Below are 15,748 nucleotides of genomic sequence, written 5' to 3'. Positions count from 1 at the left end.
GTCGGCAACGCCGTCGCCAGGGCTATTCCCGTGTTCAATCAGCCTAGGACGCATGATCGCCTTGAGAATGCCGAGGTGACCGCACTGCAATAACTGCCCTGGATTCGGTCATTAAGGTCAAACGTTCGTTATGGAGCATAAGTTTCGCAGGAGGCGTGCGTGTACCGTCGCTTTACGCCTGTTAGCCGCGTTTTCACTGTGCATCACCGGCACCGCCAGCCAAGCGGCTGAACCCGCGCCCCGCAGCGTGGCGTTCTGGTACGCAGAAAATCCCCCGCTGCAGGAGCTGGCACAGTTTGAATGGGCGGTCGTTGAGTCCGGTCATGTGTCCACCGCAGACGTTGCGCGTATTCGCCAACTAGGCAGTCAGCCGTTTGCCTATCTCTCTGTAGGCGAGTTCGATGGCGACCGTGGCAGCCTGACTGAGCTCGGGCTGGACAAAGGCGCCAGTGCCAAGCGCAACAAGGCCTGGAACAGCCAGGTGATGGACCTGACATCACCGCAATGGCGCAATCATCTGTTCGAGCGTGCTCATCAATTGCAAGCGCAAGGGTATGCCGGTCTGTTTCTCGACACGCTGGACAGCTTTCAACTGCTGCCGCCCTCGCAATGGCCCGGCCAGCAAACTGCGCTGGCCAGTTTTCTGCGTGAACTGCATGCCCGCGAACCGAAGCTCAAGCTGTTCTTTAACCGCGGTTTTGAAGTGTTGCCTGAACTCGACGGTGTAGCCGCTGCCGTGGCGGTCGAGTCGATACACGCAGGCTGGGACGCCGGGGCCAAGCGCTATCGGCCTGTCTCGCAAGCCGACCGCGAATGGCTGGAGACCCATCTCAAACCGCTGCGCGACAAAGGCATGCCGCTGGTCGCCATTGATTACCTGCCGCCGAGCCAGCGTGAGCAGGCACGTAAACTGGCCCGTCAATTACGCGATGAAGGCTTTATCCCGTTCGTGACCACCCCGGAACTCGACTACCTGGGCGTCAGCACCCTTGAAGTCCAGCCACGCCGCATCGCCATGCTGTATGACCCGCGTGAAGGGGACCTGACGGTCAACGCCGGGCATGTGATGCTCGGTGGTCTGCTTGAATACCTGGGCTACCGGATTGACTACTTCCCGGTCGACAAACCGCTGCCGGCCCATCGTTTCAAGGGCGTCTATGCCGGGGTGGTGAGCTGGATGAACACCGGCCCGCCGCAGGATGCACAGCATTTTAATGCCTGGATCACCCAACGTCTGGATGAAGACGTGCCACTGGTGTTTCTGGCCGGCATGCCGATTGAAAACGCCGTGCTGCTCAAGCGCCTCGGGTTGCACCAGTCAGTGCAGAGTGCCCCGACTTCGCTGACGTTGCTGTCGCAAGACGCGTCGTTGATCGGCGGTTTCGAAGCGCCCTTAAGGCTGCGCACCCGCGAACTGACGCCGTTGTCGATTTTGCCGGGTGGCCCGAAGCCGGGTCTGTTACTGGCCGACGACAAAGGCAACGAATTCGCGCCGGTCGCCATTGGCGAGTGGGGCGGCATGGTCATGGCGCCGTATTTGGTGGAGTCCAATGGCGAAGCCAGCCGCTGGATCATCGATCCGTTCGCGTTCATCCAGCGCGCATTGCGCCTGCCACTGCAACCGCACCCCGACACCACCACCGAAAACGGCCGACGCATTGCGACGGTTCACATCGACGGTGACGGTTTTCCGTCCCGCGCAGAGATCCGGGGCACGCCCTACGCAGGGCAGTCGGTGCTGGACCTGTTTATCAAGCCTCATCCGTTCCTGACCTCGGTGTCGATCATCGAAGGGGAGATCTCCCCACGCGGCATGTTCCCGTTCCTGGCCAAAGAACTGGAACCCATCGCCCGGACTATTTTTGCCGACCCTAAAGTTGAGGTGGCCACCCATACCTTTAGTCACCCGTTCTTCATGCAGCCGGAAAAAGCCATGAAAGAAGACGGCTTCCATCCCGAATATGGCCTGAACATGAAAATCCCGGGGTACGACAAAATCGACTTTCGTCGCGAAGTGTTTGGTTCGCGCGATTACATCAACAACAACCTGACCACCGCGCAAAAGCCGGTGAAGATGATTTTTTGGCCCGGCGATGCGTTGCCCGACGAAGCCACCCTTCAATACGCGTATGAAGCGGGCCTGCAAAATGTGAACGGCGGCACCACCATCATCACCCACGCCAACCCGTCACTGACCGGGCTCTCGCCGCTGTTGCGGCCCACCGCAGGCGGCTTGCAGATCTATGCCCCGATCATTAACGAAAACATGTACACCAACCTGTGGAAGGGTCCGTTCTACGGCTTTCGCGACGTCATCGACACGTTCGAGTTGACGGACAAACCGCGCCGTTTGCGCGGCTTGCACCTGTATTACCACTTTTATTCCGGCACCAAGCAGGCCTCGATCAAGGTCATGGATGACATTTATGCCTTCATGATCAAGCAACAGCCGATCTCGCTTTGGATGAGCGACTACTTGCCACGGGTGCGCGGTCTGTATGAATCGAGCCTGGCGCGCACAGCCGACGGTGACTGGCAAATACTCGGCATGAACGCCTTGCGCACCGTGCGCATCGACCCGCAGATGGGCTGGCCAGACATGACCCGTTCTCAAGGTGTGGCCGGGGTCCGCGACCTGCCGCAAGGCCGATACGTGCATTTGAGCCGCGATCGCGCCTTGCTGGCCCTGCGCCCGGATCGCGACCCGCGCCCGGCATTGGAGGAGGCCAACGTGCCGCTCAGCGCCTGGCGATATGAGGACGATGGCCGCATCACGTTCGCGTTTGCCGGTGAGTTCGACATTCAGTTTTCAGTGCGGGCCGCAGGGCCGTGCCATGTCGAGATCAAAGGGCAGCGCTATTCCCCCCGGGCGGAAAATGGCCTGTGGTTCTTCTCATTACCGATCAAGCAGGTGAGTGATGCCCAACTCCTCTGCCAGTAAGAAAACCCGCCTGCTCAATCCATGGGCGCTGGGGGTGGTGGCCGTGGCGGTCGGCGGACTGCTGTGGATGACCTTTCAACAGGAAAGCGTGTTCTTGCCGGACAACCGTCAGCCGGACGCCGTCTCGGCCAACTACGCGGAACTGTTGCTCACCGCGCACCCACAAGACGATGCGTTGCGGATCAAACTGCTGGACCTGCTGATCACTTTGGGCGAGTACCCCAGAGCGCGCAAACACTTGAACCAATGGCCGCACCCCAATACCACGGTGGCCCGCTTGTACGCGTTGCAGCTTGATCAACTGACGTTGCCCAAGGACGCCGATGACGCCGCCCGCACTGCGTTAGTCGAGCGCTTGAGCACATTGGATCGCGCTCAGTTGCCGATAGCGGCACTGGAACGCATGGCACAGTTGCTGTTGGTGCTGCAAGCGCCGGGCCTGGCGGGGCAATGCTATGCCGAGCTGGCCGAGCGCGATCCGGCCCGGCGCCTGGCGTGGTTAAGCAGTGCCGCGCAATGGTCGATGGCGGGTGAACAACCCGGCCGTGCCGCGGACCTGTACCTGCAACTGGAAGCGTCCAGTAGCACGCCCGAGCAACACAAACACTACCTGCGCCAAGCCTTCGACGCCTTGATCGCGGCAGACCGCGGCGCTGAAGCGGCGGCGCTGTTGGGTCGACAAGTGGCGCAACTCAACGATCCTGTCAGCGATCCGCATTGGCTGGAGCAAGGCGTTGAAGCGGCCATCGCCCACGACCAGTTGCAGGAAGCGCAAGCGCTGCTCCAGCAGTGGCGCACCTTGCAGCCGGGCAACCTTGCCGCGTTACGCAAGGAGTTCCGCTTGCGCCTGGCGTTTGGCGATCAGGACGGCGCCTGGCGTGTGGGGCAAGAGTTGTTGCAGATCGAAGCCGGCGATGCTGCGTTCCTGCAACAAATGGCCCGACTGGGCGAGTGGAAGGGCGACAACTATCAGGCGCTGGATTACTGGATGGCCTACCTCAAACTGCAGGATGACCCGGCGGCGTATGAGCATGCGTGGCGGTTGTCGATCCAGTTGTTTGATTTCGACCACGGCATCCCGTTACTCACCCGCCTTCTGGACACACGCAGCCTGACCGGCCCCGAGCTGGATGCGCTGGTGTTTGCCCACGAACAGCGGGGCACGCCGCAACTGGCCGAGGCGGTGCTGCGTGCCAGTTTGAAAAAATACCCGGAGCAGCGTCTGGCCTGGGTGCGCCTGAGCCAGAACCTGGAAAACACCGAGCAATACCCGGCCAAGACCGTGGTCATGCAGGCGATGGCGAAGCATTTTCCGATCACCGTCACCGAGCGCGTGGACTGGGCCGGGTCGCACCTGAGGTTTTTTGATACCCAAGGGGCGTGGCAGGTGCTGGACATCGATAACCAGGGCATTGAAGACCCCGAGTATTGGGCGCTGCGCGCGGCATTGGCGTGGGAGTTGGAGCGCGACGATGACTTGCAGCCAGCCCTCGAAAGGCTGCTGGCCATCAAGGGCTCGCTGCATTACGGCGAAGAGGAGCAACTGGCCAACCTGTACCGCAAGCGTGCGCCGCACAAGGCACTGGCGCTGATGATTGCAAGCTGGAACAAAACCCATAACCCGCAGCGTCTGGTGGTGGCGTTGCAAGTGGCGCAGGAGCTGCAGGACTGGGCTCAAGTGAGTGCATTGCTCGACAGCGCGCAGGCATGGCCACAGGCCAACGATCAGGAACAAGTGCTGGCGGCCCGCGCGGCGTTGGCCGTACACGAGCAACGCTTCCCCGAGGCTGAGCACCTGCTCAAGCAGGGGTTGGCGCGTTACGACGATGACAACCTGTTTCGCGAGCGCTTGCTGTGGCTGTACATCGATCAGGGCCGCACGGCTGAGATTGGCCCATTGCTGCAAAAATGGCGGGCGCGGGCGCGTAACGACAACCTGCTGTGGTTGCCGTTTGCCAGTGCCAGCCAGATGGTTGGGCGCACCCGCGAGTCGCTGGCCTGGTATCGCCTGTACCTCAAGGCCAACCCACAGGATTGGCTGGTGCAGGCCGGTTATGCCGACGCGCTGGAAGCGTCCGGCGCGTTGGCAGCCGCGCAGCGTTTGCGCTTGCAGTTGACCCGGACCGTGGACCTGCAACCGGGGCTTGAAGCCTCTCAACGTTATTCGATGTGGCTGCGCCTGTTGGCCAGCAGCTATTCGGCGCGTTTGGCCCAGAACAAGGCGTTGCAATGGCAGGACGGCTCGCCGGCGATGTTGCAACTGTGGTTCGAGCGCCTGCTGGCGCGGCTGGACGAAACCAATCAATCGGCCCAGAAAAATGACTGGCTGGCCTGGGCGCGCAGCCAGGGCCTGAAAGTCGACCGCTTTGAACTGATCCAGCAAGCGCTGCGTGACCGCAATCGCGACATGCTCAAGCAACTGCTGGCCAGCGGCGAACTGGACCCGGCGCAACAAGTCGAGGCCCTCAGTCAACTGGGCCATGACGGTCACGCCCTGAGCGTGGGGTTGTCGGCCTTGGGGGACGAGCAGTCGGCCCTGATTCGCGAGCAATTGCGGCGTCAGGCCGTCGAGATTCTTGACCGCACGCCGCAAGGCATTCAGTTGAGCTGGCAGAGCAAGGATTTTGGCGGGCTGGACATCACCGGTCCGCAACTGACGGTCGCGCGCCACCTCAATGACGACTGGTACGCCAGCCTGGTGCTGGGCCAGGGGCGCTATGACAGCGATCAACTGCGCGATGGCGAGTTGGGTCAGGAGCGCAACGCGCTGCTCACCTTGCGCCGTCAACTGAGTGACGGCAGTTACAGCCTGATTGCCGACCTCAGCACCCGCAAGGATCACGACCGCAACGGCGTTGGCCTGAGCCGCGCGTGGCAATTGAGTGCAACCGATGAGATCGAAACCGGCCTCGACTGGCATCGCCAGAGCGACGAAACCGGATTGATGCGCGCCTTCGGTCAGCACGACGGGGTGTGGGTCAAGGGCCAGCACGGTTTCTCGGCGCGGGACCAATTGAGTTGGGCGCTGTCGCATAACCGCTTTTCGACCCGTACAGGCGATGCACTGGGCTCCGGGCAGGAGGCCAAGCTGGAACTGGCCCATACGCTGGAATTCGAAGGCCCCAACTGGGTGGTGCGTGCCGGTGCCGATTATCAGCGCAATGCCCTCAAAAGCGGTGAGCTGAACGACCTCACGGCCTTCCTCAAACCGAGCTACGAGCCAGAGCCCATCGAAGATGACGAGGGCCAGGTGATTGGCGCGCGCGCCGTGGACGTTACGTCGCCGCTCACGGCCCGTGACTTGCTGCAAGCGCGTTATGGCCAGGTGTATGTCGGCAGTTCATGGCGGCGTGGCATGCCGGGGGCGTTGAACCGCACCAAGGCGCAATACACCTGGCTGGTGGACGTGACGGCGGGCTGGCAGTGGGTCGACAAGACCTTCAACTGGGGCGTGGACACGGGCCTGGGCATGGAGGTGCTGGGCGATGACGAACTGGCATTCACGTTCGGTTACCAGTCTTCGCCTCAGGGCGGCGCGGGTGCCGGTGGCACGTTGGGCATGAGCTATGGCCTGCGGTTTGGGCGCTGATCTATCAATGATGATGTGGAGAAATACGATGCAAACAATCCGAAACCTGACGCTGGTCATGAGCGTGTTGCTCATCGCCGGGTGCAGCAGCTTCACCGGTAAAAACAGCCCGACCTTGTCCCGCAGTGCCCAGTGGGGCGTGGTGCCACTGGTCAACTATTCGCAAACCCCGCAGGCGGGTGAACGCAGCGAGCAAATCCTGCTCAGCGTGTTGAGCAGCAAAGGCTTGCACCCCCAGATGTACCCGGTGGGCGAGCAGGGCGAGCAAGCCCTGCTGGACGACAACGAGCGCTTGAGCGGCGCCATGGACTGGGCGCGTCAGCAGAAGCTCGATTACGTGGTGGCGGGCAGCGTCGAAGAGTGGCAGTACAAGAACGGTCTGGATGGCGAACCGGCGGTGGGGATCAGCCTGCGGGTCATTGAACCGGCCACCGGCCGTGTGTTGTGGAGCGAAAGTGGTGCGCGCGCCGGTTGGTCCCGTGAAAGCCTGGCCGGTTCTGCGCAGAAAGTGCTGAACAAACTGGTCGGCGGCCTTCGGATCGAGTAACTGAGATGAATTCCCCCCATATGGATTTCAGCCTGGCGCCAAGAACCCAGGGCCTCGGCTCTTGGCTTGAGACGCTGGTCATCACCGCGCTGGCGCTCGGCCTTGGCCTGTGGCTGACCCCCGACGATCCGCTGCAAGTGCGTGGCGAGTTCCCTTGGCCCCTGCTGGCGCCGCTGTTGATCAGCGTGCGCTACGGGTTTGTGCGAGGGGTCAGCAGCGCGTGCCTGATCGTGATGGCGTTTTTCGTCTTGCGCCAACAAGGGTGGCCGCTGTACGCCGAGATTTCGCCTTCATTCATCGTCGGTATTTTGGTCTGCACCATGGTGGTGGGCGAAGTGCGCGACTTGTGGGACCGGCGTTTGCAGCGTTTGCAGATGGCCAACAATTATCGCCAGTACCGCCTCGACGAGTTCACCCGGCACCATCAGGTGTTGCGGGTTTCCCATGACCGGCTGGAGCAGCGGGTCGCGGGCAGCGATCAAAGCCTGCGCAGCTCATTGCTGGGCTTGCGCGAACGGTTGCGCACGCTGCAAGGCACCCCGCAACCGCTGGTGGCCCTGGCCGAACCGATTGTGGCGATCCTGGGCCAGTACGGGTCGTTGCGGGTAGCGGGCCTATACCCGGTGGATGCGCAACGCCGGGTTCAAGATGAGCCCTTGGCCACCCTTGGTGTGATGGGCCCGCTGTCGGTGCACGACCCGCTGATTACCTTGTGCCTTGAACGCAACGAGTTGGTCAGTGTGCGCAGCAACCTGACTGACAACGGCGAGCAGAGTGATTTTTCGTCGTTGCAGGTGTGCGTGCCGCTGACGGACACCGAGGGGCGAGTGCTGGCGATTCTGGCCGTGCGCCAGATGCCGTTCTTCGCGTTTCAGGAGCGCACCCTGAGTTTGCTCGCATTGCTGGCCGGGCATATCGCTGACTTGCTGAGCAGTGACCACCTCAGCCTGCAACTGCCGGATGCCGACGCGCAACACTTTGCCCAGCAACTCAAACGATCCTTGATCGATGTGCAACAGCACGACTTGTCAGCGTGCCTGTTCTTCTTCGAGCTGACCGAACCCAACCCGCCATTGCTCAGCCTGTTTGAACGCAGCCAGCGCGGGCTCGATCTGCAACTGAACGTGCGCAACCAGCGCGACCATGATGGGCTGCTGGTGCTGTTACCGCTGACCAGTGCCGAGGGCGCCGAAGGTTACCTGACGCGTCTGAACACGTTGGTGCACGAGCATTTCGGTCAGCAACACACCTTGCAAAGCCTGGGCGTGCGCGCATTCGCGTACACCCTGGAGCCCGCGTGCGAGCGCGGCGGCTTGCGTAACTTCCTGTTCAACGAGTGTGGCCTGAATGATCAGCAAGTGGCTATTTAGCCTTGGGGTAATGCTGGAGGCGAGCAGTTGGTCCAGCCTCTGGGTCGACCTGCCGCCGGGGCAGGCGTTCGTGCTGTATGTGATCGCCCATGGGATGGCCAGTGGCATGCTGTGCGCCGGTGTCTGGATGCTGCTGCCCGCGCGCTATCGCCAGCCCCTGCCCTGGAGCCCGCTGTTTCTGTTTTCACTGGTGTTTTTTATCCCGGTGGTCGGCGCCTTGGGTGTCGCGTGCGTGATCTTTCCGGCGCTGTATTGGCCCCGTCCTCGTGAGAAGCAAGCCTGGCAGGCGCTGGGCATCCCGAAGTTGCCGTTCCGGTCGCAACCGCTGCATTCGCCAATGTTTCGCGATGGCGGTTTACAGGACGTCCTGCGTCACGCACCCGACCCGGATCTGCGCCTGTCGGCGCTGCTGAGTACGCGGCGCATGCCGGGCAGAGACGCGATCCCGATTCTCAAACTGGCCCTGGCCGACCCCAGTGATGACGTGCGTTTGCTGGCGTATTCGATGCTCGACAAGCAGGAGAACGACATCAATCAGCACATCCAGGCCGACCTCAAACAGCTGTCCACCGCCAAACCGCCGACCCGGGCGGCCTTACACGCGACGCTGGCGCGCTGGTATTGGGAGCTGGCGTATTTGGGGCTGGCCCAGGGCAGTGTGCTCGAACACGTGCTCAATCAGGCGCGTGAACATGCCGAGCAAGGCTTGCGCGAAGGTGAGGGCGGCGAGTTGCACCTGCTGGCGGGACGTATTGCGCTGGAGATGGGTGCACTGGGCAGTGCGCTGACACACCTGGAGGCCGCCGAACAGGCCGGTATCGACGCCTCGCTGTTGATTCCGTTTCACGCTGAAATTGCCTTCAGGGCCGGGCATTACGCGCAAATTCCGTCTTTGCTGGCGGCCTTGCCCGCCGACCTGTTGCGTCGCCCTCCCTTTGCCGACCTCGCAAGGTGCTGGTTATGAACACACCACAACATGATGTGCCGATGGCCGATGTTTGTCTGCTGCTTGAAGGCACCTGGCCGTACGTACGCGGCGGGGTCTCAAGCTGGATTCACCAGATGCTGCTGGGATTGCCCGAAGTCACGTTTTCGGTGCTGTTCATCGGCGGGCAACGTAACGCCTATAGCCGCCGAAACTACGACATCCCGCCGAACGTGGTGCACATCAAAGAGGTGTTCCTTGAAGACGCATGGCAAGGCTGCTCGCCGGGCACCACCCGCGAGCAGGCCATTGCCCCGGAACTGGCCAACCTGTATCGCTTTTTGCACCACCCGGACGCGCCCGATGTGGCGCAGGGCCAGCAGCTACTCGACGCGCTGGCACAGGATCGCCTCAGCCTGGCGGACGTGCTACGCAGCCGCGCCAGTTGGGAAACCCTGAGCGCGGACTATCTCCAGCACTGTAGCGATCCTTCGTTCGTCAATTATTTCTGGACCGTGCGTTCGATGCAGTCGCCCTTGCTGATGCTGGCCGAGGCCGCCCGCGACATGCCGAGGGCGCGGGTTTTGCATGCGATTTCCACCGGGTATGCGGGGCTGGTGGGCTGCATCCTCAAGCAGCGCTGGGGGTGTCGTTACCTGCTCAGCGAACACGGCATTTACACCAAGGAGCGCAAGATCGACCTGGCTCAGGCCAGTTGGATCGCAGAAAGCAGCGAGCAGGCCCTCAATGGCAGCCTGGACACCGGCACCGGTTACATGCGCACCCTGTGGATCCGCTTCTTTGAACGCATTGGGCGGCTGGTCTACGACCACGCCGACAACATCATTGCCTTGTATGACGGCAACCGTCAGCGGCAGATCAAGGACGGTGCCGATGCGGCGCGTACACAAGTGATCCCAAACGGCATCGACTTGCCGAAATGGACGGCCGCGTTGCAGGCCCGCCCTGACGGCCTCTTGCCGGTGGTGGGGCTGATTGGTCGCGTGGTGCCGATCAAGGACGTGAAAACCTTTATCCGCGCCCTGCGCGGCGTGGTCAGCGCCATGCCGCACGTGCAGGGCTGGATTGTCGGCCCCGAAGAGGAAGACCCGGCTTACGTCAGCGAGTGCCGCAGCCTGGTGGCCAGCCTGGGGCTGGAAGACAACGTGCTGTTTCTGGGTTTCCAGAGCATTCAAAACATCCTGCCGCAAGTGGGGTTGATGGTGCTGACCTCCATCAGTGAGGCCCAGCCACTGGTCATTCTGGAAGCCTGGGCGGCGGGGATTCCCGTGGTCTCCAGCGACGTGGGCTCGTGCCGTGAGTTGATCGAAGGCGGCATTGCCCAAGACCGCGACCTGGGGCTGGCCGGGGAAGTGGTGGCGATTGCCGATCCGCAGGCCACTTCCCGCGCCATTCTCGGTCTGCTGCGCGACCCGCAACGCTGGCAGGCCGCGCAAGCCAGTGGTTTGCAGCGGGTGCATCGTTATTACGGAGAAAATCTGATGTTCGAGCGTTATCGCACCCTGTACCGCGCAGCCATGGAGGCGGTGTAAATGGCTGGCATCGGTTTTGAACTGCGCAAAATCCTGTCGCGCGACACGTACACCGCGACCTTGCATGCCTATGTATACGCCGGGCTGATCAGCTCGGGGCCGTGGGTGCTGTCGATTGTCAGCGTGATGCTGGTGGGGGTGTTGAGCCTCGGGTTGTTGATGCCGGAAATGCTGGTCCGGCAGTTTTTGATCACCGTGACTTACCTGATGGCAACCTCGTTGATCCTCACGGGTGGCCTGCAACTGTTTTTCACCCGCTTCGTCTCCGACCGGCTGTTTGAACGCAAATTCTCGCGGATCTTGCCCAATCTGGTGGGTGTGCTGCTGCTCGTCACCCTGAGTTCGGGGGGGCTGGGCGCGCTGTTGCTGTGGGCGCTGTTTGACGAGCCGTTGATGTACCGGCTGCTGGTGCTGGCCAATTTTGTGACCCTGTGCAACCTGTGGCTGGTGATCATCTTTCTGTCGGGGATGAAGGCCTATAACCGGATTTTGCTGGTGATGCTGGTGGGCTATGCGCTGATGGTTCTGAGTGCCTGGCTGTTGAGCTTCATGGGGATCAACGGTTTGCTGCTGGCGCTGTTGATCGGCCACGGTGCGCTGTTGTTCCTGTACCTCTACGACATCCTGCGCGAATACCGCGCCGATACACTGGTGGCGTTCGACTTTCTGGACCGGCGTCAGGTGTTCACCAGCCTGCTGTTGACTGGGCTCTGCTACAACCTGGGGATCTGGATCGACAAGTTCATCTTCTGGTTCAACCCGGCCACCTCCAGCGCGGTGATCGGCCCGATGCGCTCGTCGGTGCTGTACGACTTGCCGATCTTCCTCGCGTACCTGGCGATCATCCCCGGCATGGCGGTGTTCCTGGTCCGTATCGAAACCGACTTTGCGCAGTGGTACGACCGTCTGTTCCGGGCGATCCGCGAAGGGGAGACGTTGCAGCATATCGGCCAGATCAAGACAGAGATGACGCTGTCGATCCAGCAAGGGCTGCTGGAGATTTGCAAAGTGCAGGGGCTGACGGCGGTGCTGTTGTTCCTGTTTGCGCCGCACCTGCTCGAATGGCTGGGGATTTCCAGTTACTACCTGCCGTTGTTTTACATCGATCTGGTGGGGGTGAGCATTCAGGTGGTGTTCATGGCGCTGCTGAACGTGTTTTTCTACCTCGACAAGCGGGCCATCGTACTCAAGCTGTGTGTGATGTTTGTGCTGCTCAACGGCGCTTTGACCCTGCTCAGCCTGTACCTGGGCCCGAGTTTCTTCGGTTATGGGTTTACCTTGTCGTTGCTGGTGTGCGTATGGGTGGCGTTGCAGCAGTTGTCGACGGCGCTGGATGACCTTGAGTACCACACCTTCATGCTCAGCCATTAAGCGGGAAACGCGGCCTGCGAGTACGGTGGTCATTGGCCTGTCCAGCGACCACAGGCCGCATCTTCGACTTGTTCTGGACACGTCATCCGATCAAACTGCGCGCATTCGCCCGTACTGTTCTCTTCAGGATGTTCAATGTCTATGTCATTCCCCTTGCGTACCGCGGTTGTGGCCTTTGTGCTGAGCGGCCTCGCAGGTTGCTCGACGCAGAAAACCGCGATCTATGAGCATGAAAACTTCGATGACTCCGGCACGTTCTCGCGCAATTACCCGGTGGCCGACAAGGCGTCGTGCGAGGCCGCACGCCGCGCCTTGCTCAGTCAGGGTTACATCATCACCAGCCGTGATCCGAAAATGATCAGCGGCCATAAAAGCTTCCAGCAAACCGGTGAAAGCCATCTGGAGATCAGCTTTAACGTGGTGTGTGCCGATGACGGCGGGGCGGCGCATCACTCGACCATGTTCGCCAATGCCTTGCAGGACCGTTATGCGCTGAAGAAGGTCAACAACTCCGCCAGCCTGGGGGTTGGGGTGTTGGGCTCGGTGTCGATGCCAATCGGTTCAACCGATGATTCGATGGTTAAGGTGGCCAGCGAAACCGTATCGTCGGCGCAGTTTTATGACCGTTTCTTCTCCCTGGTAGAAGTCTTTCTGCCCAAAGAGGTGAAGAAAGCCGCGCATATCGAAGAAAAACCCGAGGCTGATCTGGGGGTGCCCGAGACCGCGCCTGCCAAAGTCGACGCGGCACCTGCGGCACTGACGCCTCAAACCCCGGCCGTCGTCGCGCCCGCCGTAACGCCGGTGAGCGCACCGCCAGCGGTCGAGCCCGTAGGGTCGCAGCCGGTGGTTCCGCCGGCAGAAGCAGCCCCCATCACGCCGATTGAAGTCCCTGTCACCCCTGAGGTGAGCGCGCCGACCGCACCAGCGGCCCCGGCTCCGGACGCGCCTGTGCCTGAAACGCCGCACCCGGTGACGGAGCCTGCACCCGTCACGGCACCGGCCAGCCCGGAACCTGCTCCAGCGCAATAAATCGGGCCGTTAAATCTGAAATGATCTGCTACGTTTACAGTTGAGCGATAAAAGTGTTTGCGAAGGTGTCACGATTCCTTCATGCGGGCACTTTACGCTCGAACGAACACGACAACAGACGCAGAAGGATGCCGACATGGACGATTATCAGGAAGAACTGCTGGAGTATCAGGCGTCCCAACTGGACCCGCTGGAGCCCGCCGACGACGCCACCGAGCTTTGATCGGCACCGCGCACGGTCGTCTCAGGCCGACTGGCGCTGGCGGCGGCGGAACTCTCCGGGTGTTTCAGCGTTCCAGCGCTTGAAGGCACGCTGAAACGCCTCGGCTGAGGCAAACCCCAACAAATACGCGATTTCGCCAAAGGCCAGTTCGGTGTCCCGGATATAGGTCATGGCGAGGTCGCGACGTGTGTCATTGAGAATGGCGCGAAACCGCGTGCCTTCCTCCGTCAGCTTACGGCGCAGGGTCCAGGTTGGCAGTTTCAGGCGTGCGGCCACTTCTTCCAGATCAGGTTCCCGACCGCCGTTGAGCAGCGGCCCCAACAACTGGGTGATGCGCTCGCGCAGGCTGCGGGTGCGGGTCAGTTGCTCCAGTTCGCGCTCGCACAACTGCAGCAGGTACGCCCAGGTGCTGGGGCAATGCTGCGGGTTGCGCCGATCAAGTGTGGCGTGATTGAGGCGTAACTGGTTGGTGTCGGCCCGAAAGCGCACCGGGTTGTGGCTCAGCACGCTGTACTGCTCGGCGTATTCAGGCTCGCTGAACTCGATCTCGATGTGTTCGCAGGTCAACGGGCGGTCGGCCACGGCGGACAATTGATGCAGCCAGCCCGAGATGATCGAATCCACCACGAAGCGGTTATAGGCGTTGTACGGGCTGATGGAGTAAAAGCGCAGCCAGGCGCCCTGGGCATCTTCGTGCAGGCTCGACTGGCCACGGTAGTTGGAACCGTACAGGGCCTCGAAGCGGATCAGGGTGCGCGCTGCTTCCCTTACCGTCGGGGCTTGCGCGGCCGTGACACCGGCCAGCCCGGCCTGACTCAGGCGGCTCAGTTGCCCCATGCGCAAACCCAGCGCGGGGTCGCCGGTCAAGGCAATCGCCGCATGCCCCAGGCGCATGTAGCGCGGGATCGAGAGCCGCGCCATCGGCTGGCTCAAGCGCGCCGCATCAAGGCCGTACTGGTCGAGCAAAGGCAAGGGGTCATGACCGCAGCTGCGCACCGCATCCGCCAGTTGCTGCACGAAACCGACCGACAAATCCCCCAAACGCATCGGCAACGGCTTCATCAGCTACAGCCAGAGGTTGAGCAAACGTGCCGTGGAGACGGGCCCGTCCGGGCTGGTGATGCCGTTGCGGCTGATAAAGCTCTGGCCGACGCTGTGTTTGTCCCAGAACCGGCCTTGGGAAAACACCGTGATCCCGGCTTCAGCGGTGCTGGTGGGCACGCTGCTGATCAGGGTCAGACGATGCCAGGCCGCGCCCTCACTGACTTCGCCGGGTTTGAGGCTGATTTCGCTGGGCGTCGACACGCTTTTATAGCCGCCCCACGGGTTATCCCACGTGTCTTTGCCGGTCACGAAAGCGGGCACCGCGATCAATTGCGCCTGTTGCTCGTTCAGCAACCGGTAGTTGTCGGGGTACCAGCTGTCGCTGCCCACCAGAATCCCGAGCCGCCCGGCCGGGGTGTCCACCACGTTCAACTGGTGGTCCGGGCTGGGCTGGATGTAGCTCTGTTCTTCGTAGGTGGGCAGCAACTGGCGCTGGGGCTTGCCTATCGGCGTGCCATTGCGGTCGAACACCACGCTGCTGTTGTACAGCGCGCCGGTGCCCGCCTGCAGGGTGCCGTTCTCAATGCGGGGGTCGGGCAGGGCGATGCTGCCTGCCACCAGGGTAACGCCAAATTCTTTGGCCAGCCCGCCGAACAGGGCCTGATAGTCGGCGGCCATGGGGTTGGCTTTCATGCGCAAGTGGGCGTCGTTGAGGCGGCTTTCGCCTTCGGCCCCCAGCCAGGCGCGGGCGAAGCTCAGCGGGTTACTGATGGCCAGCCAGTGCATGGCCTCATTCAGGTTTGCGGCTTGATACAGCTCGTCTTTTTCGCCGCGAAACATCAGCCATGAGCCAATGTGTTCGGGCATCACCACGATGGTTTTTTCGTTGAGCAAGCCAGCGTCGCGGGCCTTGTTCAAGTACGTCGCCAGCTTCAGATGCAGGAGATCAAGGCTTTGATAGTCGCGGGGCGACAGCAACGGCTCGATCCCCAGCAGGTTGCCACGCCCGGTGTCGACGCCGTCGTTAAGTGCCAGCTCGACCCGCAAGTCGGACAGGTAATGGCCGACGTCGCGTTGCTCGGTCCAGTACGCGTACCCGCCTGCAGCGGCGGCAACGGCGATCAGTAAGGTGCAGCCAATTAATTTACGCATGAGA

At 61.8% G+C, this 15,748-nt stretch carries 11 protein-coding genes; 9 read left to right on the top strand and 2 right to left on the bottom strand.

Going from position 1 to position 15,748, the window contains the following annotated elements:
* Positions 1-130 precede the first annotated feature (130 nt).
* The 9 genes from V6F78_RS05830 (at position 131) to V6F78_RS05790 (ending at position 13,548) form a co-directional block, all read left to right on the top strand.
* Positions 131-2,941 carry a bifunctional glycoside hydrolase 114/ polysaccharide deacetylase family protein gene (locus tag V6F78_RS05830; protein ID WP_332726819.1) on the top strand — a complete coding sequence of 937 codons (2,811 nt, stop codon included), beginning with the start codon at positions 131-133 and terminating at the stop codon, positions 2,939-2,941.
* Positions 2,919-6,530, top strand: a complete 3,612-nt coding sequence (locus V6F78_RS05825; protein WP_332726818.1) for a tetratricopeptide repeat protein — start codon at positions 2,919-2,921, stop codon at positions 6,528-6,530. Before V6F78_RS05830 ends, V6F78_RS05825 begins: the two co-directional genes overlap by 23 nt.
* A gap of 28 nt (positions 6,531-6,558) precedes the next feature.
* Positions 6,559-7,077, top strand: coding sequence for a hypothetical protein (locus V6F78_RS05820; protein WP_047275541.1), 519 nt, complete (start codon positions 6,559-6,561; stop codon positions 7,075-7,077).
* Between the two features lie 5 nt (positions 7,078-7,082).
* The gene (locus V6F78_RS05815) at positions 7,083-8,447 is read left to right on the top strand and encodes a PelD GGDEF domain-containing protein (protein ID WP_047294285.1); all 1,365 of its coding nucleotides are present in this window, start codon (positions 7,083-7,085) and stop codon (positions 8,445-8,447) included.
* The gene (locus V6F78_RS05810) at positions 8,425-9,411 is read left to right on the top strand and encodes a HEAT repeat domain-containing protein (RefSeq protein WP_332726817.1); all 987 of its coding nucleotides are present in this window, start codon (positions 8,425-8,427) and stop codon (positions 9,409-9,411) included. The genes V6F78_RS05815 and V6F78_RS05810 overlap by 23 nt, the downstream gene beginning before the upstream one ends.
* On the top strand, positions 9,408-10,925 hold the full coding sequence (gene pelF / locus V6F78_RS05805) for a GT4 family glycosyltransferase PelF (RefSeq protein WP_332726816.1): 1,518 nt from the start codon (positions 9,408-9,410) through the stop codon (positions 10,923-10,925). Before V6F78_RS05810 ends, pelF begins: the two co-directional genes overlap by 4 nt.
* The gene (gene pelG, locus V6F78_RS05800; protein ID WP_047294280.1) at positions 10,926-12,296 is read left to right on the top strand and encodes an exopolysaccharide Pel transporter PelG; all 1,371 of its coding nucleotides are present in this window, start codon (positions 10,926-10,928) and stop codon (positions 12,294-12,296) included.
* A 135-nt stretch (positions 12,297-12,431) separates the two neighbouring features.
* Positions 12,432-13,325, top strand: coding sequence for a DUF2242 domain-containing protein (locus V6F78_RS05795; RefSeq protein ID WP_047294278.1), 894 nt, complete (start codon positions 12,432-12,434; stop codon positions 13,323-13,325).
* A gap of 40 nt (positions 13,326-13,365) precedes the next feature.
* Positions 13,366-13,548 (top strand): hypothetical protein, encoded by a 183-nt coding sequence (locus V6F78_RS05790; protein WP_139047512.1) that lies wholly within the window; start codon positions 13,366-13,368, stop codon positions 13,546-13,548.
* Positions 13,549-13,569: 21 nt separating this feature from the next.
* On the opposite strand, the gene V6F78_RS05785 is transcribed toward V6F78_RS05790, so the two are convergent.
* Together V6F78_RS05785 and V6F78_RS05780 are read right to left on the bottom strand one after the other, a co-directional pair.
* Entirely contained in the window at positions 13,570-14,610 is a 1,041-nt protein-coding gene (locus V6F78_RS05785) for an AraC family transcriptional regulator (RefSeq protein WP_047294276.1), read from the bottom strand.
* A gap of 3 nt (positions 14,611-14,613) precedes the next feature.
* A complete protein-coding gene (locus V6F78_RS05780; protein WP_048374926.1) occupies positions 14,614-15,744 on the bottom strand; it encodes a carbon-nitrogen hydrolase family protein in 1,131 nt (376 codons plus the stop codon).
* Positions 15,745-15,748 lie beyond the last annotated feature (4 nt).

It is taken from the genome of Pseudomonas sp. ESBL9 (genome assembly GCF_036668715.1).
Taxonomy (GTDB): Bacteria; Pseudomonadota; Gammaproteobacteria; order Pseudomonadales; family Pseudomonadaceae; genus Aquipseudomonas; species Aquipseudomonas lundensis.
This window is presented reverse-complemented; position numbering and strand designations above follow the sequence as displayed.